Origin of the sequence: Mesorhizobium sp. M0909 (assembly GCF_040319515.1) — a bacterium.
Taxonomy (GTDB): Bacteria; Pseudomonadota; Alphaproteobacteria; order Rhizobiales; family Rhizobiaceae; genus Mesorhizobium.
The window spans coordinates 274,017-293,120 of sequence record NZ_JAMYOA010000003.1 but is presented as its reverse complement, the minus strand read 5'-3'; the positions used below and the strand labels follow the sequence as shown (position 1 = coordinate 293,120).

Here is a 19,104-nt window from a genome sequence, read left to right as displayed (position 1 = left end):
CTCTCAGCCCAGATTGCCGGTCGCTTCGAGGTCGGCTTCATTCCAGACCTTGAAATACCGGGCGATGGCTGCCGCAACCAATGCCGGATCCTCCCAGTGCGGGTTGTGTCCGCATCGCACCGCGCTTACAAACGCGGCGGCGGGGATTTCTTCGAGGAGCCGCCGTTGGTGCGTTTCGTCGAAGAGCAGGTCGCGCCCGCCCGCAATGACAAGTGCCGGCAGGTGCAGCGTGCGCGCCTTGTCGGTCAGATCGACGCGCCGAACCTGCTCAAGGATTGCGCACCAAAGTGCCGCCGGCAAGGCTGACGCCTCCTTTGCAGCCATGGTCAGGAAGTCCGCTGGAACCTCGGCCTCGCAGGCATGCCAATATTCATAGAACGGATCGGCCGGCGATATCGGGTCTCGAAGTGCCCGAACACCAATGGTCATCGGGTGATCCTCACCGATCTGCGGCCGCAGCGTTCCGGCCATCAGCACCAGGCCACCGATCATCTCGGGGTAGCGCGCGGCTGCCTCGATCGCCACCATGCTGCCCAGGGAATGCCCGACCAGAACCGGCCGCTCGAGCCGCAATCGCTCGATCAAACCTGCCACATCTTCCGCGAAATCCGCCGGGGCGAAGCCGCGTGTCCCGGCCGGCGAGGCGCCATGCCCGCGCAGGTCTGGAATGACAAGCCGGCGCCCGGCGAGATGCGGCGCCAGCAGCGAGAAGCTGCGGCTCGTGTCGGAGAAGCCGTGCACCAGCACCAGCGCGGGCTCCTGCCCGGCGATTTCGACGCAGGCCGCTTCAGTGCTGCCGATACCGACCTTGCGCTTGCGGCCGTTCCAGCCCGCCTGATCGGCCGATATCACAGGCCGAGCTGCTGCTTGACTGCGTCGAGCGCGGGCTTGCCATCGAATGTGGTGACACCGGCAAGCCAGGCGCCGAGCCTATCCGGATTCTCCTTGACCGCCTTCAGGCCGGCTTCCTCCGGCTTCATGCCGTCATTGATGAGATAGCTCATGCCGAGATTTTCGAAATCAATGTCGAAGGCGAGATTCTTCAGCAACTGCCCGACATTCGGGCATTGCTGCAGATAGCCCTTGCGCACCTGCGTCGTCACCGTCGCGGCGCCGAAGTTCGGGCCGTAGAACTTGTCGCCGCCGCTCAGATATTTGAAGTCGTACATCGTGTTCATTGGATGCGGCGCCCAACCCTGGAAGACGATGAAGCGCTTTTCCTTGATCTCGTAGCCGACCTCGGAAAGCATGCCGGCTTCACTCGATTCGACGACCTGCCAGCCATCGAGGCCGAGCGACTTATCAGCGATGGCGTCCATCATCAGCTGGTTCGAGCCCGGCTCGATGCCGTACATCTTCCTGCCGAACTTGTCGGCGAACTTTTGCAGGTCGGCAAAATCCTTGACGCCGGCCTCCCAGACGTAAGTCGGCACGGCAAAGGTGTATTTGGCGCCGACGAGATTGACGCGCACATCGTCCACCGAGCCGTCCTTCTTATAGGGCTCGTAGTAGGTGATCATCGCCGGATCCCAATAGCCAAGGAACACGTCTAAATCATTGTTCTTCAAGGATTCATAGATGACGTTGATGCCCAGAAGCGAACTTGCCGGCTTGTAGCCGAGCGCATCGAGCAAGACGCTGGTGACGCCGGTGGTGAAGGCAAGGTCGTTCCATCCAGGCTCGGCCATGCGCACGACCTTGCACTGCTCGGGTTCAGCCGCAAAGGCCGGCTGGATCGCCAGCAGGACGCAGAGCGAGGCGCCTATTCCAAGGCAACGAAGCATTTCGGTTCTCCTCATTTCACCAACGATGTTGACCATTCGGTTTTTAAATTGTCCCAACGGTCAATCATTGATCTCGGCGGACAAAAATGTCAACGTCGGTTTTCGATGCATGGATCCCGGCCCGTGAAACTCAAGCGTCTCAGCGACATACGCCGCAAGGAGCTGCGGCAAGCCGCGTTTGCCGTGCTTCAGCGCGAAGGCATAGCTGGCGCCACCATAGAGAAAGTGGCGGCACAGGCCGGCGCGTCGAAGGGCATCGTGCTGCACTATTTCAACAGCAAGCGGGAGCTTTTCGAGCATGCCATGCGCGAATCGAACCTGGTGCTGCGTCATGCGGTGGTGGAGCGGTTGAGGCAGGCGCGTACGCCAATGCAACGGATAGATGCCATCATCGAAGGCAATTTCGAGCCGCATCTCTTCCAGCCGTCCCTCTGCCACGCCTGGCTTTCACTTTGCGCGGAGGTGCCGCGCGACGAAAAGCTTGCCCGCATCCAGAAGGTGATCCATGCGCGCATGCGCTCCAATCTGCTGTCCGGCCTGCGCGTTCTGGCGCCGGCGCGCGATGCTGACGAGATCGCGTTCGGCGTCACCGCCCTGATCGACGGGCTGTGGTTGCGGCTTGGCCTGCAGCCCGGCAGCGTTACGCGTGAACAGGCCATTCATCAGGTCAAGGATTTTGTCGCTACCCGGCTGGCTGTTCGGCGCGGTGCAGCCGCTGCCGAATAGCCAGGCGCATCAGCCGAAAGTTCATATCGTAGGATAAGCCGGAGGCTTGACCACAATCGGCAACGGCGCTGCTCTCCTTACCAGACAAGACGGCAATGCGCGGGCGTGTTGGATGAGACTAGGCGGCAAACGGGCACTGGTCACCGGCGGTTCGGAGGGGATCGGGCTGGCAATCGCCGAGGCTTTCTCGCGCGAAGGCGCGGACGTGCTGATCGTCGGCCGCAACGGCAAAAAACTCGACGCCGCCCGCGAGCAGCTCGGGAATAATGTCGAAACGCTGTCGGCCGACCTGTCGGCCAGCGCCGGCATCGACGCCGTGGTCGAGCATGCCAGGCGCGGCCCACCTCTCGATATCCTCGTCAACAACGCCGGCGTGGCATTCCTGGTACCGTTCGAGACCGTCAGCGAGGACCAGTTCCAGCAATCGTTCGCGCTCAACGTCACGGCGGTATTCTTCCTCACGCAACGGCTGTTGCCGCATCTCGCGCCGGGCGCGGCTTCCGTGATCAACATCTCGTCCTATTTTGCGCACAAGATGATCCCGAAGCGGCCGTCCAGCCTCTATTCGCTGTCGAAGGGCGCGCTCAATTCGCTGACCAAATCGCTCGCCTTCGAGCTCGGGCCGCGCGGCATAAGGGTCAACGCCATCGCGCCCGGCACGGTCGACACAGCGATGCGGCGCAGGTCGATCGAAAACCTGCCGGAAGCCGCGCAAGCCGAGCTCAAGGCCTATGTCGAGCGCAGCTATCCGCTCGGCCGCATCGGCCGGACCAGCGACCTTGCCGGCATCGCGGTCTATCTCGCCAGCGACGAGGCGGCATGGACCAGCGGCGGTATCTTTGCGATCGACGGCGGGTATACGGCCGGGTGATGAGCGCGCTCTTCCTTCTCCCGCAGGGGAGAAGGAAAAGGCGCGGCTTCAACCGATTTGCATCTCCATCGCCCGCAATCTCCGCTTGAAGGCGTTTGTGCAACGCGATACGTCGTTTGCAAATTGCAAACCGGAGAGACTTCGTGAGCGCGCCAGAGACCAGAACCGAAACCGACACGTTCGGTCCCATCGAGGTCGCCGCGGACCGCTATTGGGGCGCGCAGGCGCAGCGTTCGCTGGCCAATTTCAAGATCGGCTGGGAGAAACAGCCGGCCTCGATCGTGCGGGCGCTGGGCATCGTCAAGCGGGCGGCCGCCGAAGCCAACATGAAGCTGAAGCGACTCGATCCGGCGATCGGCAAGGCCATTATCGAGGCCTCCCAGGAGGTCATCGACGGCAAGCTGAACGACCATTTCCCGCTGGTCGTCTGGCAAACCGGCTCAGGCACGCAGTCCAACATGAACGCCAATGAGGTGATTTCCAACCGCGCGATCGAGCTTTTGGGCGGCGTCATGGGGTCGAAGAAGCCTGTGCATCCCAATGACCACGTCAACATGAGCCAGTCGTCGAACGACACCTATCCGACGGCCATGCACATCGCCTGCGCCGAGCGCATCATTCACGACCTGCTGCCGGCGCTGAGACATTTGCACGCGGCACTCGACGCCAAGACCAGGGCTTTCGCCCACATCGTCAAGATCGGCCGCACCCACACGCAGGACGCGACGCCGCTGACGCTCGGCCAGGAGTTCTCCGGCTATGCGGCGCAGGTCGCCTCATCGATCAAGCGCATCGAAATGACCCTGCCCGGCCTGCAGGAATTGGCGCAAGGCGGCACCGCGGTCGGCACCGGTCTCAACGCTCCGGTCGGTTTTGCCGAAAAGGTGGCGGCGCGCATCGCCGCGATCACCGGCATCGATTTCGTCACTGCGCCGAACAAGTTCGAGGCGCTGGCCGCACATGATTCCATGGTGTTCTCGCACGGCGCCATCAATGCCTGCGCGGCGGCGCTGTTCAAGATCGCCAACGACATCCGCCTGCTCGGCTCCGGCCCGCGTTCGGGCCTCGGCGAATTGTCGCTGCCGGAAAACGAACCGGGCTCGTCGATCATGCCTGGCAAGGTCAATCCGACCCAATGCGAGGCGATGACACAGGTTTGCGTGCAGGTGTTCGGCAACAATGCGGCGATCAGCTTCGCCGGCAGTCAGGGCCATTTCGAGCTCAACGTCTACAATCCGCTGATGGCCTATTGTTTCCTGCAATCGGTACAACTGCTGGCCGACGCTTCGGTGTCCTTCACCGACAATTGCGTCGTCGGCATCGAGGCCCGCGAAGACAACATCAAGGCGGCGCTCGACCGTTCGCTGATGCTGGTGACGGCGCTTGCGCCGACGATCGGCTACGACAACGCCGCCAAGATCGCCAAAGCGGCGCATAAGAACGGCACCACGCTGCGCCAGGAAGCGCTGGCCACCGGGCTGGTCAGCGAAGCCGACTATGAGCGGCTGGTGCGGCCGGAGGACATGACGCATCCGGGCTAGGGTGTTGATATGCCTGGATCACAACACCCATGTTCATCGCGAAAACGTTACCTGGGTGAACAATCCGTAACCAATCTGGCGTCTTTGGTGAACAGTCGGCCTGCGCTAACTAGGCGGGTATCCCAAGCCGTTTGGCCAAACCCTTCTGGAGAGTTACGCATGTCCACCAACACATCCACCAACACTTCGTTTGCCGGTTCCGGCACCGCCGCCGGCGCGTCGGGCACGATCCTGCTCGGCCGCATCCTGCTTTCTGTCATCTTCCTGCTTTCCGGTTTCGGCAAGCTGACGGCGATTGCCGGCACCGCCGGCTATTTCGGCAGCCTTGGCCTGCCGCTGCCGATGGTGACCGCCATTGTCGTCGGCCTTATCGAACTGCTTGGCGGCCTGGCCATCCTCGTCGGCTTCCAGACCAGGATCGTCGGCTGGGTAATGGCGATCTTCACCGTCGCCACCGCGCTGGTCGCCCACACCGGCTGGGCCGATCAGATGCAGATGATCAATTTCATGAAGAACCTCGGCATTGCCGGCGGCTTCCTCGTGCTCGCGTCCTCGGGCCCAGGCGGGTATTCGATCGACGCCAAGCGTGGCTGAAGCAGTCCAGCATTTCCTGAACAAAGGGGCGCGGAATTTTCCGCGCCCCTGTTTCGTTGTCGGTTATATCCGCTGGCTGGAACTCTGCTAGGATCGGTCGCCGATATCGGAGGACACCATGCCTCGCAATGGGCTGCTCTTGCTTTCCCGGCTGCTGCTCGCCGCGCTGTTCGTGCCGTCCGGCTTCCATGCGCTTGCCGACATCGCCGGCACATCAGGCTATTTCGCCGGCCTCGGCCTGCCGCTGCCGACGCTGGTGGCTTGGGCGACAGGCCTGTTCGAGCTGATCGCCGGGCTGCTCATCCTCGCCGGCTTCAAGACGCCGGTCGTGGCGCTGCTGCTCGCTGCGTTCTGCATCGCGGCGGGCTTCCTCGGTCATTATGGCCAGGGCGGCGGCGATTCGGCGCTGACCTTCATGCATTCACAGATGCTGATGAAGGACATCGCCATAGCAGGCGGTTTCCTGGCGCTGGCAATGGCTGGCGCAGGCGCCTGGTCGGCCGACGGGCGGCTGGTTGCAGCGAGCGCCTAAGCTGCCGCCCGGTTTATTCGGTGTCCAGAAAAACGAACTTTGCGAGACGGCTCACATTGACGGGCCCGCGAAGAGGACGAAGATCCCGGCAACCAACAGCTGAAGAACCTGCCTGGATTTCACCGCGTTTCCCTTCTTTCCTCAACGGTCGCGACGCGACAGCGCGGGCGTCTATTTGACAGACATGCTAGGCCCGCCCTCGACCGCCAGCACCAGCCGGCGGTTGGTGACCCTTGCCAGCTGTGCCAGCCGGCCGGCCGGCCGCTCGCCGTAAAGATCGGCCAGCGCTGCCGGCAGCACCAGCGCCAGCACGCCATTGCCGCGGTTTTCCCATTTCAGTCGCGGCATGACGCCGGGCATTGCCGCGCTCAGCAAATAGACGACGCGCAGCAGCGCGGCCAGCACGCGGGCGCGCTCGAGATAGCGCGGTGTCGCCAGCCCGCGGATTTCCGGAGCGGCTTCATTGAACACGCCCTCGTGGCGAAACAGGCTGACAAGCGCCAGGAAGGCGCGGCCGGGATGGTCGACGCCAATAAACGAGGCGTGAGCGATGATGTTGAGCGATTGCTTGCCGCGATATTCGGGATGGGCACGCCAGCCGATATCGGCGAGCAGGCAGGCGGCGTGGCGGTAGCGCGCCTCATCCCTGGTTTCGTCGATGCCGAAGGCGGCGAACGCCTTGCCGGTCCATTCGACAAGCTCATGCGCGTGGTCGACCGAGCGCGAGCGCAGGCGGGCAAGCTCTTCCGCAGCCGAGATCAGCGGATCGGCTTTCTGCTCGGCCTTATCGAGCAGCGAATAGAGAAAGCCCTCGCGCACGCCCAGCGCCGACACGATGATCTTCGACGGCTGCATCGCCGCCATGATCTCCTGCAGCACGATGGCGCCATAGGGCAGCAGCGAGCGGCGGTTCTTGGAGATGCCCTCGATGCCTTTGATCTTGTCGATCTCGGCTTTGGCGACCTGCCGGAGGAAGTTCGCGGCGCTTTCGATGCCGATCTCGTAGTGGTGCATGACGCCGAGCGGGTAGTTGGTCATTTCCATGTGCAGCCGGGCGAGGTTTCGCCAGGTGCCGCCGACTGCGTAGAAGGCCCTGCCCTGGCCGCCCTTCAGCAATTTCGCCCGCGCCAGTTGCTCGCGCGTGATCCTTGCCGCCTGGGCCAGCGAGTTCTTCGCCATGTCCTGCAGGCGCAAGCCGCCCAACGGCAGCGTGATGCCGTCACCGATCGTCTCACCGTCGATATCGATCAGTTCGAGGCTGCCGCCGCCAAGGTCGCCGGCGATGCCGTTGGCCGGATGGAAACCGGAGATGACGCCGAGTGCCGAATAATGAGCTTCCTCGCGGCCGCTCAGCACCTGGATCTCGGTCTTGAGCACATCCTCGGCGCGATGGATGAAGTCGGGGCCGTTGACCGCCTCACGAGCGGCGGCGGTCGCCAGCACATACATGCGCTCGGCGCCGGCCTGGTCGGAGAGCGCGCGGAAGCGGCGGAACTCTTCCATCGAACGCGTCACCGCCTCGGGATCGAGCTTTCCGGTCGAAACGATGCCGCGGCCGAGGCCGGCCAGCATCTTTTCGTTGAACAGCAAGGTCGGCGAGCGCGCCAGCCCCTCATAGATCACAAGACGGATCGAGTTCGACCCGATATCGATGATGGACAGCGGTCGGCGGTCCTGGAGCCGGCCCTGGGACGCTGAAATCATCAGCCCGTCGCTGCGTTCTGTTTCTTGCGGCGTTTGAACTGCGCGATGCGCTTGGGCGCATGCGACTTCAACGCATCGCCCCGTCCGGACAGGCTCGGATTGGTCATGAAATATTCCTGCGCGTTGAACGGTTCCTCGCCCTCTTCCAGCACGACGCGCCGGGAGGTTCCATCAGCCAATACGTCGAAACTTTGCTGGTTGTCCATGATGTTGCCGAGCATGATCTGGCCGAGCACCTGCTCATGCACAGTTGGATTGGTGATCGGCACCATGGTCTCGACGCGGCGGTCGAGATTGCGAGGCATCAGATCGGCCGAGGAGATGTAGACGATCGCCCCGTCCGAGGGCAGGCCGTGGCCGTTGCCGAAGCAATAGATTCGGCTGTGCTCGAGGAAGCGGCCGACGATCGACTTCACCCTGATGTTCTCCGATAGGCCGGGCACCTGCGGTCTCAGACAGCAGATGCCGCGCACGACGAGATCGATCTCGACGCCGGCGCGGCTGGCATCGTAGAGCGCGTCGATGACGATCGGGTCGACCAAAGCGTTCATCTTCATCCAGATGCGGGCCGGTCTGCCCTCCAACGCGTGGCTGATCTCATCCGAAATGTGCTGGAGGATGCGGTCGCGCAGCGTGAACGGCGAGATGGCCAGCCGCATCTGCTCGGCCGGCTCGGCATAGCCGGTGATGAAGTTGAACAACTGGGCGACATCGCGCGCGATTGTCGGGTCGGTGGTGAAGAAGGACAGGTCGGTGTAGATGCGGGCGGTGACCGGGTGGTAGTTGCCGGTGCCGAGATGCACGTAATTGCGCAGCCTGCCGTCCTCGCGCCGCACGACCAGCGACATCTTTGCGTGGGTCTTCAGTTCGAGAAAGCCAAAGACGACCTGGACGCCGGCGCGCTCGAGGTCGCGCGCCCAGCGGATGTTGGCCTCCTCGTCGAAGCGCGCCTTGAGCTCGACCAGCGCCGTCACCGACTTGCCGGCTTCCGCCGCATCGACCAAAGCCCGTACGATCGGGCTGTCGTTGGAGGTGCGGTAGAGCGTCTGCTTGATCGCCACCACTTCCGGGTCGGCCATTGCCTGGCGCAGAAACTGCACCACCACGTCGAAGGATTCGTAAGGGTGGTGGACGATGATGTCCTTCTCGCGGATCGCGGCAAAACAGTCGCCGCCATGCTCGCGGATGCGCTCGGGAAAGCGCGGATTGTACGGCGTGAACTTCAGATCGTCGCGGGCGACGGCGACGATCTCCGAGATCTGGCTGAGCGCCAGCGGACCGGTGAGCACGCTGATCCGGCTGGCCGAGACGCCGAGCTCGCCGGCGACGAAATCGCGCAATTCGGCCGGCATCGACCTGTCGAACTCGATGCGGATGACCGAGCCGCGGCGTCGCCGCTTCAGCGCCGTCTCGAACAGCCGCACCAGATCCTCTGATTCTTCCTCGACCTCGATATCGCTGTCGCGGATGATGCGGAACGTGCCGGAGCCCTTGACCTCATAGCCGGGGAACAGCTTGCCGATATAGAGACTGACCGCCTCTTCGAGTGGAATGAAGCGGACATGATGCTTGCGATCCGGCAAGCGGATGAAGCGCCTCAGCGCCACCGGCAGGCGCAAAAGCGCGCTCATTTCCTCGCCGTTCTTGCGGTGGCGCAATTGCAGCGCCATCGAGAAACCGAGGTTGGGAATGAACGGGAACGGATGCGCCGGGTCGATCGACAGCGGGGTCAGGACCGGAAATACCTGCTCCTGGAAATGGTCCTCGAGCCAGGTCTTCTCGTCCTTGGTCAGCGCATCGCGGGTGATGCTTTCGATGCCCTGTTTGTCGAGCAGCAGCATCAGCGCCGAAAGGCTGTTCTGCTGGTCCTCCTGCAGGCGCTCGACCTCGCGCAGCAATTGTTCGAGCTGCTGCTCGGGAGTGCGCCCATCCGGGCTCTTCAGCACGATGCCCTCGCGCACCTGGCCGGCAAGACCGGCGACGCGGACCATGAAGAACTCGTCGAGGTTGGCGGCCGATATCGACAGAAAGCGCACGCGCTCGAGCAGCGGATGATTTGCGTTCAGCGATTCCTCGAGCACGCGCCGGTTGAATTGCAGCCAGGAAAACTCGCGATTGACGAAGCGGTCGGGATTGCCGCCTTCGCGGCTCGCGGCCTCGACGGTGATGAATTCGTTCTGCACCGGCTTCAGTTCGTTCATGGTTTCCGCTCTTCCCACACCGTTCGACGACCACAGCCTTAACCGGCTCAACTTATCCTCTGACAGGCTTTTGCGACAGTTTCATTTCATCGATCTTGCAAAGAGATGGGTTATGATCCAGATGCAATCGACAAGATCAGGAGACGACGATGGCAGGCGGTTCCATTCCCCATTTCCAGAACGATGCGGGCTATCCGGCAATCGACATCGGCGTCAAGGAATTCATGTGCACCGGCGCCAATCCGCCTTTCGACCATCCGCATGTATTTCTCGATATGGGCGACGACAATGAAAAAGTCTGCCCCTATTGCTCGACGCTCTATCGCTATTCGCCCAAGCTGAAGGCATTGGAAACGCAGCCGCCAGGCTGCCTCTATATCGACCAGGCCGCCTGATTCTTCCGCGACAAGCCTGATGCGAGAAACGCAGTCCCGGCAGGTGGTCATCGCCGGGGCGGGCGTCGCCGGGCTGACCGTGGCACTGGCCTTTGCCGAGCGCGGCTATCGGATAAAACTGTTCGAACAGGCGCAGCATCTCGAGGCTGCCGGCGCCGGTATCCAGCTTTCACCCAACGCGACATGCATCCTTCGACAATTCGGCGTACTCGATCGGCTGCTGCCGACGGCGGTGCGGCCGGAGGCGGTCGTGCTCAAGGATGCCGTCACGCTGCGCGAGCTGGCGCGCGTACCGCTTGGCCGGGTGGCTGAAACGCGCTGGGGAGCACCCTATCTCGTCGCCCACCGCGCCGATCTGCAGTCAGCGCTGATGGCGCGGACAGCAGAGCGGTCCGAGGTCGAGCTTGTCACCGGTGCCCGCGTCGGCGGCGTCGCAACCGGACCGAATGGCATCACCGCAACAGTCGAGATTGCCGGCACGACCATCGAAGCCGAAGCATCGTTGCTGGTCGGAGCCGATGGCGTCTGGTCGTCGGTGCGAGAAACGCTCGCCCGCGAGGGGGCCGATTTCCGGAGAAGCAGCTTCTCGGGCGAGCTTGCCTGGCGCGCAACGGTGGCCGCGGACAGCCTCGCCGGACAAGCCTTCAGGGTGATCGGTGCGCCCGATTGCGTTACCACATTCCTCTATCCAGGCTTCCATATGGTCGCCTATCCGGTCAGCCGTGGCGCGGCCTTCAACCTCGCGGCCTTCACCAAGGGCGAGCGCATCGCCGAGAGCTGGTCGGGGCATGCCGACCCCGCCATCCTCGCCAGCGCCATGCGCGGTACCGCGCCGGCGCTGGTCCGTCTGGCGAGCGAGGCCGCGCCATGGACGGCATGGCCGATCCATACCGTCGAGCAGCGGCGGTGGACGACGCCGGAGGGCATAGCGCTGATCGGCGATGCGGCGCATGCGATGACGCCGTTTGCCGCACAGGGAGCGGCGATGGCGATCGAGGACGCGGTAACCCTTGCCGGTTTCGTTGCCACCTCGCCTGCCGACCTCAGCAGCGCGCTTGTCGCCTGGGAACAGGCGCGGCGGCCGCGCGTATCCCAGGTCGCCCGCCGCGGCGCCCTCAACCGCGTCGCCTGGCATGCGGCCGGGCCGGTGGCGATGGCCCGCAACCTGTTCCTGGCGATGCGCTCACCCGAAAAACTCGCCGCTGATCTGGACTGGCTCTATGGCTGGCGGGCGGACGCTCGGCGGTCCTAAGTCATCGGAGCCTTGTCAATTGTAAAGCCGCATCGACAGGCTAAGCGAGGCCGGCAGCGGGTTCCACCAGCCGGTGCGCAGGCCGGCGGTGCGCAGTGCCGCCGCCGCCCAGGTGTTGCAGCCGACCAGCGCGTTGAAATGGCCATTGGCTTCGAAGAAACGATCGAAACGGGAGTAGGCCGCATCCTCGATCGGCATGGCCCCGTTCGGTCCCTGCTGAAAACTCGCTGCAATGAAATCGAGCAGCGCCGCAAAGCGTTCCTCACTTGCGTCGAAGCCGGCGACGTCGGGATGCGGCGAGGCGATTTCGCCTGAAATGTCGACATGCATCACCGAGGCATCGACGGTCAGCGCCTTCATCACCGGCACTGCCTTCAGTTCCGACCAGGTCGGCGTCTCGAGATAGAAGGCGCGGCCGCCCCAGCCGAAGACGATGTAGCGGACCTCCGCCATGTCGGCCGGAATGCCGGCATCGACCAAGAAGTGGAAGCGCCGGCGCACATCGTCGTCGACCGGGATGGCGATGTCGGTGTGGATCGGATTTTTCAGCACCAGGATGCGGTGGCTTGCGCCGATCGGATCGGCAGCGGCCGCCGGCCAGAGCGGGCGCGGCAGCAGCGCGCCCAGCGCCACCGCAAGGACTGCTGCAACGACCAGCAGGCCGAGAAAACGAGCAAGCTTCTTCATGGAGGAAGGCATAGGCCAAGCAATGTTCAAGGTGAAGCCTCTCCGGAAATTGCACAGCTGACTTAGAGCTTGACGCGTATCCTCCCGGGGAGGATATGCAGAGGCATGTCAGATCACCTCCACGCTTCGCATCCTTCCATCATAAAGCGCCTGAAGCGCGCGCAAGGCCACCTCGCGGCGGTGCTGGCGATGATCGAGGCGCATCGCCCTTGCGTTGATCTGGCGCAGCAGCTTCATGCCGTCGAACGGGCCATCAGCAGCGCCAAGCGCGAGCTGATCAACGATCACATCGAGCATTGCCTGACGGACAGCGTCGAAACCGGCGGCAACTCGCTGGCGGAACTCAAGCAGCTGGCGAAATATCTATGAATGCCATCGTAGCCCGCATTCTGGAATGGCTCGGGTTCGGCTCGCACGCCGCACATCATCACGGCGATCACGGTCCGCACGGCCACAGCCATGGCGTCATCGATGCGACAATTGCCACCACCGATCGGGGCATCTGCGCAATCAAATGGTCGTTCGTGATCCTGGCGATCACCGCAGCATTGCAGATGGTCGTGGTTGTGCTGTCGGGGAGCGTGGCATTGCTGGCCGATACGATCCATAACATCGGCGATGCGACCACGGCGATCCCGCTATGGATTGCGTTCGTGCTGGCGCGGCGCAAGCCGTCGCGGACCTTCACCTATGGCTTGGGCCGGGTCGAGGATCTGGCCGGCATCATCATCGTGCTCGTCATCCTGTTCAGCGCTGTAGTCGCCGCCTACCAAGCCATCGACAGGCTGATCAATCCACAAGCGGTGACGCACCTGGGCTGGCTGGCGGCGGCGGGCATTGTCGGCTTCCTCGGCAACGAGGCCGTTGCCGTGTTCCGTATCCGTGTCGGCCGCGAAATCAACAGCGCGGCACTGATTGCCGACGGCTATCACGCCCGCACCGACGGACTTACCAGCCTTGCCGTGGTCATCGGAGCCATCGGCGTCTGGCTCGGCTTTTCCTTGGCCGACCCGATTGTCGGCCTGCTGATCACGATTGCGATCTTCGGTATCGTCTGGCAATCGGCCCGCTCGGTGCTGACCCGCATGCTGGATGGAATCGAACCCGGTGTGATGGATGAAATCCGGCATGCCGCCGAGCACGTTCCGGGCGCACGCATTGTCGATGCCAAGGCGCGCTGGATCGGTCATAGATTGCACGCCGACATCGCAATTGCCGCAGACGAAACCCTGCCGCTCTCGGAAGCGAACAACATCGCGGCAGCGCTGAAGGACGAACTGTCCCAGCATATGCCGGCCTTGGCTACGGCGAATGTGCGGTTTTCAACCGAACGTGGAGAGAACGACCATCCGCACCCTCACGAGACGTGCATGACGAAAACCACGGCCACGAGCACTGACGCTCCTTTTTAGACGGCTACGGTCAGGTGACATCGATGACGACCATCAGCCCGCCTCCGCCCTTCTCCTCGACATTGTTGTTCGTGGTGTGATGCGGGATGTGGCAATGGATCAGCCATTTGCCCGGACGCTGCGCCTTCCAGATCACGTCGTAGCGCTGACCCGGCCCGACATTGACCGTATCGGCAAGGAAACGACCCGAGGCAGCGATCGTTTCGCCGTCGCGGGCAACGACCTCGAACGGTCCGCCATGGATATGCATCGGATGGATGAAGCCGTTGTTGGTGCCGATGAACCGCACCTTGAGCGTCTCGCCAACCTTCATCGGGATCGTCTCGGTCGAGGGATAGGCCTTGCCGTTGATGGTGAAGAAATTCGGCATGCCGCCGTCCATCGGCATCGACGGGTAGGTCAGCCCTTCCCGCACCAGCCATTCCTGAAGCTCGATGACGTAATCATGGTCGGCCGCGACCTCGTCGGCGGGATTGGCGGGATCGATGATCAGCGCACCGTAGAGGCCGAGCGCCTGGGTTCGGTCCGGCTTGGCATGTGGGTGATAGAAATAGGTTCCGTGCTGGGTTGCGGTGAATTCGTATGAATAGGATTGCCCGGGCTCGATCGGCGCCTGCGTGATCTCGGCCGGTCCATCCATCTGGTTCGGCAAGATCATCCCGTGCCAATGGATGGTCGTTTCCTCAGGCAGGCCGTTGGTGACGTTGATCCTGACCCGATCGCCCTGGCGAATGTGAATTCGCGGACCAGGAATCTGGCCATTATAGGCATAGGCGTCGACCGCAACGTCCGGCAGGATCTGCCAGCGGACCACTGAAGGCCTGAGCTCGAATACCTTGACGCCTTTCTCAACTCGAAACGGCAGGTCCTGGTCACCCCTTGTCGACAGACCATAAGAGGCGGCCACGAGGCGCGGATCGGTGGCGGCCATGTCGCGCATCGTATCGGCCGGCGTGTCGCGATCCATGATCATGCCTCGCGGCATGATCACCCCGCCGACGTCGCGTGCCGACAGCGTCAGGTTCAGCCAGTTCGCCGGCGCGATCATGCCGATGCCGAGCGCCAGCAGGGAGACGGCACCTAGGGCAGCGACCTGCGGCGTCGTGGCATCTGTCTCCATGTGATGGCCGCCGCCTTTGCCTTTGTGGGAAGCCATATCGTGGCGCTGCCCGCGATGGCCGCTGGCGTCGGCCTGCTGCATTTGCATCTGCGCATGTTGCCTCGTCGCAGGCTGCTCCTGACCATCGATGCCGGCTGCCTGCGCGCGCTGCGTCATCAGCCCATGCTTCAGCCCCCGCGCGACCAGCCAGACATTGGCCGGGTAGGCAAGCGCAAAGCCGGCGATGACGCCGATCGACATCACGCCCCAGAACAACAGCTCCGTCGGTTCCATCGCGCGCATGTCGCGGCCCATCATCAGGAAGCTCATGACCGGCGCCATGCCGGCCATCATGAAGTTCATGGAGATGAACTCGGGCAGGAAGCTCTTGCGCACGTTCTCCCAATAGGTGCCGCCCATCATCGATTTCATGAACAGCGATTGGAAGATGAACAGGCCGAAGGCAAAGCCGGCCAGATATTCGACGATCAGGTCGATCCACATCGGCAGGCCGAGCGCCGCCGTGACGGCGGCGGCAAGAATGATGCCGGTGGCATCGCCGGCGACGCAGTGGATAGTGGAGCCGACGCCCTGCTTCCAGAGCGGCCGGGTGAAGAGTTCATGCTCGCCGGGCCGAGGCTCCTTGTCGGCGAGCACGTAGAGCAGCAAGCCGAGCGGACCCATATAGAGGGTGACCAGAATGAAGCCCCATTTCATCACCACCGGCTCGGGGTTGTTGCGATATTGGTCGAAGCCGACATAAAGCGTCGAAGCCAGCGCCAGCGCGAACCAGACGACGAGGAAATAATCGATCGGTTGGATGAGCATCCGGATGAACCCGTGACCTGCCGCCGCACGCGCCCACGCGGCTCGCTATACAACTCCCAATGGCAATGAACGCAGCCGGCGCGCTTATGATCCGCGCCGGCCTTAGTTACCAGGTTGCAACGTGACCACTCGAACGACCTGAAGCGCGCTTGCTATCTTCTTGCGCAGCGCACGGTCAGCGCTCGTCGAATACGCGCGCGAAGCCAGCAAGACAGAGAGGCTTGATCCGCCGCTCTTGTCCGAACCGGGGTACAGGATCAGTGCAGGATCTGCGACAGGAACAGCTTCGTGCGCTCATGGCGCGGGTGGTCGAAGAACTCGGCCGGCGTGTTCTGCTCGACGATCTGGCCTTGGTCCATGAAGATCACCCGGTTGGCGACTTTGCGCGCAAAGCCCATCTCGTGAGTGACGCAGAGCATGGTCATGCCTTCCTCCGCCAGCCCGACCATCGTCTCCAGCACTTCCTTGATCATTTCCGGATCGAGAGCCGAGGTCGGCTCGTCGAACAGCATGATGCGCGGGTTCATGCACAGCGAGCGGGCGATCGCCACGCGCTGTTGCTGGCCGCCGGAAAGCTGGCCGGGATATTTGTTGGCCTGTTCCGGGATCTTGACACGCTTGAGGAAATGCATGGCGATTTCCTCGGCCTGTTTGCGCGGCATCTTGCGCACCCAGATCGGCGCCAGCGTGCAATTCTCCAGAATGGTCAGATGCGGGAACAGGTTGAAGTGCTGGAACACCATGCCGACCTCGCGGCGCACCTCGTCGATCTTCTTCAGATCGTTGGTCAGTTCCTTGCCGTCGACGATGATCTTGCCCTTCTGGTGTTCCTCCAGCCGGTTGATGCAGCGGATCATCGTCGATTTGCCGGAGCCCGACGGGCCGCAGATGACGATGCGCTCGCCGCGCATCACCTTTAGATTGATGTCCTTCAGCACATGGAATTCGCCGTACCATTTGTGCATGGCGATGATGTCGATGGCGACATCAGTGGTGGAAATGTGCATCTTGGCGGCATTGACCTTGATCTCTTCCGCGCTGACGGCGTTTTCTATGGCCATGACAAGGTCCCCTTTTTAGCGTTTGTGGCCGGTGTCGAGACGGCGTTCCGTGTACATTGAATAGCGCGACATGCCGAAGCAGAACAGCCAGAAGATGAAGGCCGCGAACACCAGGCCGGACCTGGCCGTCTGCGGCGTCGCCCAATTGGCGTCGGAGAAGTTCTGCTTGACGATGCCGAGGAGGTCGAACATCGAGATGACGATGACCAGGCTGGTGTCCTTGAACATGCCGATGAAGGTGTTGACGATGCCGGGAATGACCAGCTTCAGCGCCTGCGGCATGACGACCAGGCCCATCTTCTGCCAGTAGCTGAGGCCGAGCGAATCGGCGCCCTCATACTGGCCTTTGGGGATCGCCTGCAGGCCGCCACGCACCACTTCGGCCATGTAGGCGGCGGCAAACAGCGACACGCCGATCAGCGCGCGCAGGAACTTATCGAAGCTGACGCCGGCCGGCAGGAACAGCGGCAGCATCACGCTGGCAAAGAACAGCACCGTAATCAGCGGGATGCCGCGTACCGTCTCGATGAAGATCACGCACAGCAGCTTGACGATCGGCATGTTCGAGCGCCGGCCGAGCGCCAGCACGATGCCGATCGGCAGCGACACGGCAATACCGACGAAGGACAGGCTGAGCGTCACCAGCAGTCCACCCCAACGCGACGTCTCGACATGCGGCAGGCCGAATAGGCCGCCGACCAACAGAACGAAGGCGACGACCGGCAGTACAAGAAAGAGAAGAATGGCATTCAGCCCCTTGCGCGGTACGCGCGGAATGAGCAGCGGCACCAACAGCGCCACGAACAGGATGGCCACCACGATCGGCCGCCAACGCTCCTCGATAGGATAGGTGCCGAACATGAACTGGCCGAACTTGGCGTTGACGAATGCCCAGCAAGCACCGGTCCAGCCATCCGGCTGGATGCCGCCTTGCGCCACGGTGGCGCAGACCGAGCGGTCCGGTCCGGTCCACTGGGCGTTGATGAAGGCCCAATTGATGATTTGGGGCAGGATTATAGCGACCAGCGCGATGCCGACGATGGTGAGAATGGTGTCGCCCGTGGTGGCAATCAGGTTCTTGCGGATCCAGGCGGTGAGGCCACGCTCGCTCGACGGCGCCGGTTGGGCCAGCGCCATCTCCGTCCGCACCCAGGACATGTCGTGTTCCTGCATGGCCCTACCTCTCCACCAGCGCCATCCTGGCATTGACGACGTTCATGATCGCCGACGTGATCAGGCTTAGCGCGAGATAGACAGCCATCATGATCACCACGCCTTCAACCGCCTGCCCGGTCTGGTTCAAGACAGTGCCGGCAGTCGCCGTCAGGTCCGGATAGCCGATGGCGATGGCGAGTGAAGAGTTTTTGGTCAAGTTCAGATACTGGCTGGTCAGCGGCGGAATAACGATGCGCATCGCCTGCGGCACGACGACAAGCCTGAGGATCGATCCCGAGCGCAGCCCAAGTGCCGCGGCCGCCTCGGTCTGGCCCGTGCTGACGCCCCTGATGCCGGCGCGCACGATCTCGGCGATGAAGGCGGCCGTATAGCAGGACAACGCCAGATAGAGTGACAGGAACTCCGGTCTGACCTGAAAGCCACCGACCAGGTTGAAAGTCGATTGCTTCGGGAATTCGAAGCTCAGAGGAAAGCCGCTCAGCGCGTAGGCCAGCAGGGGCAGGCCGACAATCAACGCTATCGATGTCCAGAGCACCGGGAATGGCTGACCCGTCGCCATCTGCCGCTGCCGCGCCTTGCGGGCGACGAACCAGGCCATGGCAATGCCGAGGAGCAGGGCGACCAGGATCAGCCAGGAGCCCTCGCCCCAGACAGCGCGCGGAAAATAGAAGCCGCGCTGGTTGAGAAAGGAGCCGAACGGCAAATTAATGCTCTCGCGCGGCGGCGGCAGCACGGCGAGCACGCCGGAATACCAGAAGAAGATGACCAGCAGCGGCGGGATGTTGCGGAAGACCTCGACATAGACCGTGCAGATCTTCCTGATCAGCCAGTTGCGCGACAGTCGGCCAATGCCGACGATGAAACCGATGATGCTGGCGGTAATAATGCCGACGACAGCCACGATCACGGTGTTGATGAAGCCGACCAGGATGGCTCGGAAATAAGTCGAATCCGACGAATAAGCGATGGCGCTTTCGCTGATGTCGAAGCCGGCGCGGCCCTTGAGAAAGCCGAAACCGGAAGCGATGTGCAAGCGCGTCAAATTGACGATGACATTGTGGGTAACCCACCAGACCCCCGCTACCAACAGGACGAGGACCAGCGCTTGAAAGAATATACCGCGGACACGAGGATCATTAATGAGGGAACCGCGGCTTGGCCCCTCGCGAAGAGCTTCCTGCGATGCCATTCGACAGTCCCCTGGAAAGAGAGACCGGAAGGCAGACGATCTGCCTTCCGAA

At 62.7% G+C, this 19,104-nt stretch carries 17 protein-coding genes and 1 pseudogene; 9 read left to right on the top strand and 9 right to left on the bottom strand.

Features of this window, described 5'->3' with window-relative positions:
• Positions 1–3: 3 nt before the first annotated feature.
• Positions 4–852: an alpha/beta fold hydrolase gene (locus NKH83_RS06040; protein ID WP_352802569.1), complete on the bottom strand. Its 849-nt coding sequence runs from the start codon at positions 850–852 to the stop codon at positions 4–6.
• On the bottom strand, positions 849–1,784 hold the full coding sequence (gene choX / locus NKH83_RS06035; RefSeq protein ID WP_352508868.1) for a choline ABC transporter substrate-binding protein: 936 nt from the start codon (positions 1,782–1,784) through the stop codon (positions 849–851). The genes NKH83_RS06040 and choX overlap by 4 nt, the downstream gene beginning before the upstream one ends.
• 123 nt (positions 1,785–1,907) lie before the next feature.
• Between choX and betI the strand changes: the two genes are divergently transcribed.
• From betI to NKH83_RS06010, 5 genes are all read left to right on the top strand, one after another.
• On the top strand, positions 1,908–2,510 hold the full coding sequence (betI, locus tag NKH83_RS06030) for a choline-binding transcriptional repressor BetI (protein WP_254820639.1): 603 nt from the start codon (positions 1,908–1,910) through the stop codon (positions 2,508–2,510).
• Positions 2,511–2,622: 112 nt separating this feature from the next.
• Positions 2,623–3,381: an SDR family NAD(P)-dependent oxidoreductase gene (locus tag NKH83_RS06025; RefSeq protein ID WP_352802566.1), complete on the top strand. Its 759-nt coding sequence runs from the start codon at positions 2,623–2,625 to the stop codon at positions 3,379–3,381.
• A gap of 143 nt (positions 3,382–3,524) precedes the next feature.
• A complete protein-coding gene (gene fumC / locus NKH83_RS06020; protein ID WP_352802563.1) occupies positions 3,525–4,922 on the top strand; it encodes a class II fumarate hydratase in 1,398 nt (465 codons plus the stop codon).
• 159 nt (positions 4,923–5,081) lie between these two features.
• Positions 5,082–5,516, top strand: coding sequence for a DoxX family protein (locus NKH83_RS06015; protein ID WP_352802560.1), 435 nt, complete (start codon positions 5,082–5,084; stop codon positions 5,514–5,516).
• Between the two features lie 118 nt (positions 5,517–5,634).
• On the top strand, positions 5,635–6,048 hold the full coding sequence (locus NKH83_RS06010) for a DoxX family protein (protein WP_352802557.1): 414 nt from the start codon (positions 5,635–5,637) through the stop codon (positions 6,046–6,048).
• A 171-nt stretch (positions 6,049–6,219) separates the two neighbouring features.
• On the opposite strand, the gene ppx is transcribed toward NKH83_RS06010, so the two are convergent.
• Both ppx and NKH83_RS06000 read right to left on the bottom strand, forming a co-directional pair.
• Positions 6,220–7,752: an exopolyphosphatase gene (ppx, locus tag NKH83_RS06005; protein ID WP_352802555.1), complete on the bottom strand. Its 1,533-nt coding sequence runs from the start codon at positions 7,750–7,752 to the stop codon at positions 6,220–6,222.
• Positions 7,752–9,953 carry an RNA degradosome polyphosphate kinase gene (locus NKH83_RS06000; RefSeq protein ID WP_352479292.1) on the bottom strand — a complete coding sequence of 734 codons (2,202 nt, stop codon included), beginning with the start codon at positions 9,951–9,953 and terminating at the stop codon, positions 7,752–7,754. Before NKH83_RS06000 ends, ppx begins: the two co-directional genes overlap by 1 nt.
• 149 nt (positions 9,954–10,102) lie before the next feature.
• On the opposite strand from NKH83_RS06000, the gene NKH83_RS05995 reads away from it, so the two are divergent.
• The gene (locus NKH83_RS05995) at positions 10,103–10,348 is read left to right on the top strand and encodes a zinc-finger domain-containing protein (protein WP_254820632.1); all 246 of its coding nucleotides are present in this window, start codon (positions 10,103–10,105) and stop codon (positions 10,346–10,348) included.
• 19 nt (positions 10,349–10,367) lie between these two features.
• On the top strand, positions 10,368–11,600 hold the full coding sequence (locus NKH83_RS05990) for an FAD-dependent monooxygenase (RefSeq protein WP_352802553.1): 1,233 nt from the start codon (positions 10,368–10,370) through the stop codon (positions 11,598–11,600).
• Between the two features lie 15 nt (positions 11,601–11,615).
• Here NKH83_RS05990 and NKH83_RS05985 read toward each other — a convergent pair whose 3' ends face one another.
• Positions 11,616–12,287, bottom strand: coding sequence for a TIGR02117 family protein (locus NKH83_RS05985; RefSeq protein WP_352802551.1), 672 nt, complete (start codon positions 12,285–12,287; stop codon positions 11,616–11,618).
• Positions 12,288–12,392: 105 nt separating this feature from the next.
• On the opposite strand from NKH83_RS05985, the gene NKH83_RS05980 reads away from it, so the two are divergent.
• Both NKH83_RS05980 and NKH83_RS05975 read left to right on the top strand, forming a co-directional pair.
• The gene (locus NKH83_RS05980) at positions 12,393–12,656 is read left to right on the top strand and encodes a metal-sensing transcriptional repressor (protein ID WP_023719742.1); all 264 of its coding nucleotides are present in this window, start codon (positions 12,393–12,395) and stop codon (positions 12,654–12,656) included.
• A gap of 5 nt (positions 12,657–12,661) precedes the next feature.
• A pseudogene (locus tag NKH83_RS05975) lies at positions 12,662–13,615 on the top strand (cation diffusion facilitator family transporter); the annotation flags it as partial.
• Positions 13,616–13,709: 94 nt separating this feature from the next.
• Here NKH83_RS05975 and NKH83_RS05970 read toward each other — a convergent pair.
• The 4 genes from NKH83_RS05970 to NKH83_RS05955 form a co-directional block, all read right to left on the bottom strand.
• Positions 13,710–15,626: a multicopper oxidase domain-containing protein gene (locus NKH83_RS05970; RefSeq protein WP_352802548.1), complete on the bottom strand. Its 1,917-nt coding sequence runs from the start codon at positions 15,624–15,626 to the stop codon at positions 13,710–13,712.
• Between the two features lie 257 nt (positions 15,627–15,883).
• On the bottom strand, positions 15,884–16,633 hold the full coding sequence (locus tag NKH83_RS05965) for an amino acid ABC transporter ATP-binding protein (protein WP_031212005.1): 750 nt from the start codon (positions 16,631–16,633) through the stop codon (positions 15,884–15,886).
• A 69-nt stretch (positions 16,634–16,702) separates the two neighbouring features.
• Positions 16,703–17,860, bottom strand: a complete 1,158-nt coding sequence (locus NKH83_RS05960) for an amino acid ABC transporter permease (protein ID WP_352802545.1) — start codon at positions 17,858–17,860, stop codon at positions 16,703–16,705.
• A 4-nt stretch (positions 17,861–17,864) separates the two neighbouring features.
• On the bottom strand, positions 17,865–19,052 hold the full coding sequence (locus NKH83_RS05955) for an amino acid ABC transporter permease (protein WP_352802543.1): 1,188 nt from the start codon (positions 19,050–19,052) through the stop codon (positions 17,865–17,867).
• Between the last annotated feature and the right edge of the window lie 52 nt (positions 19,053–19,104).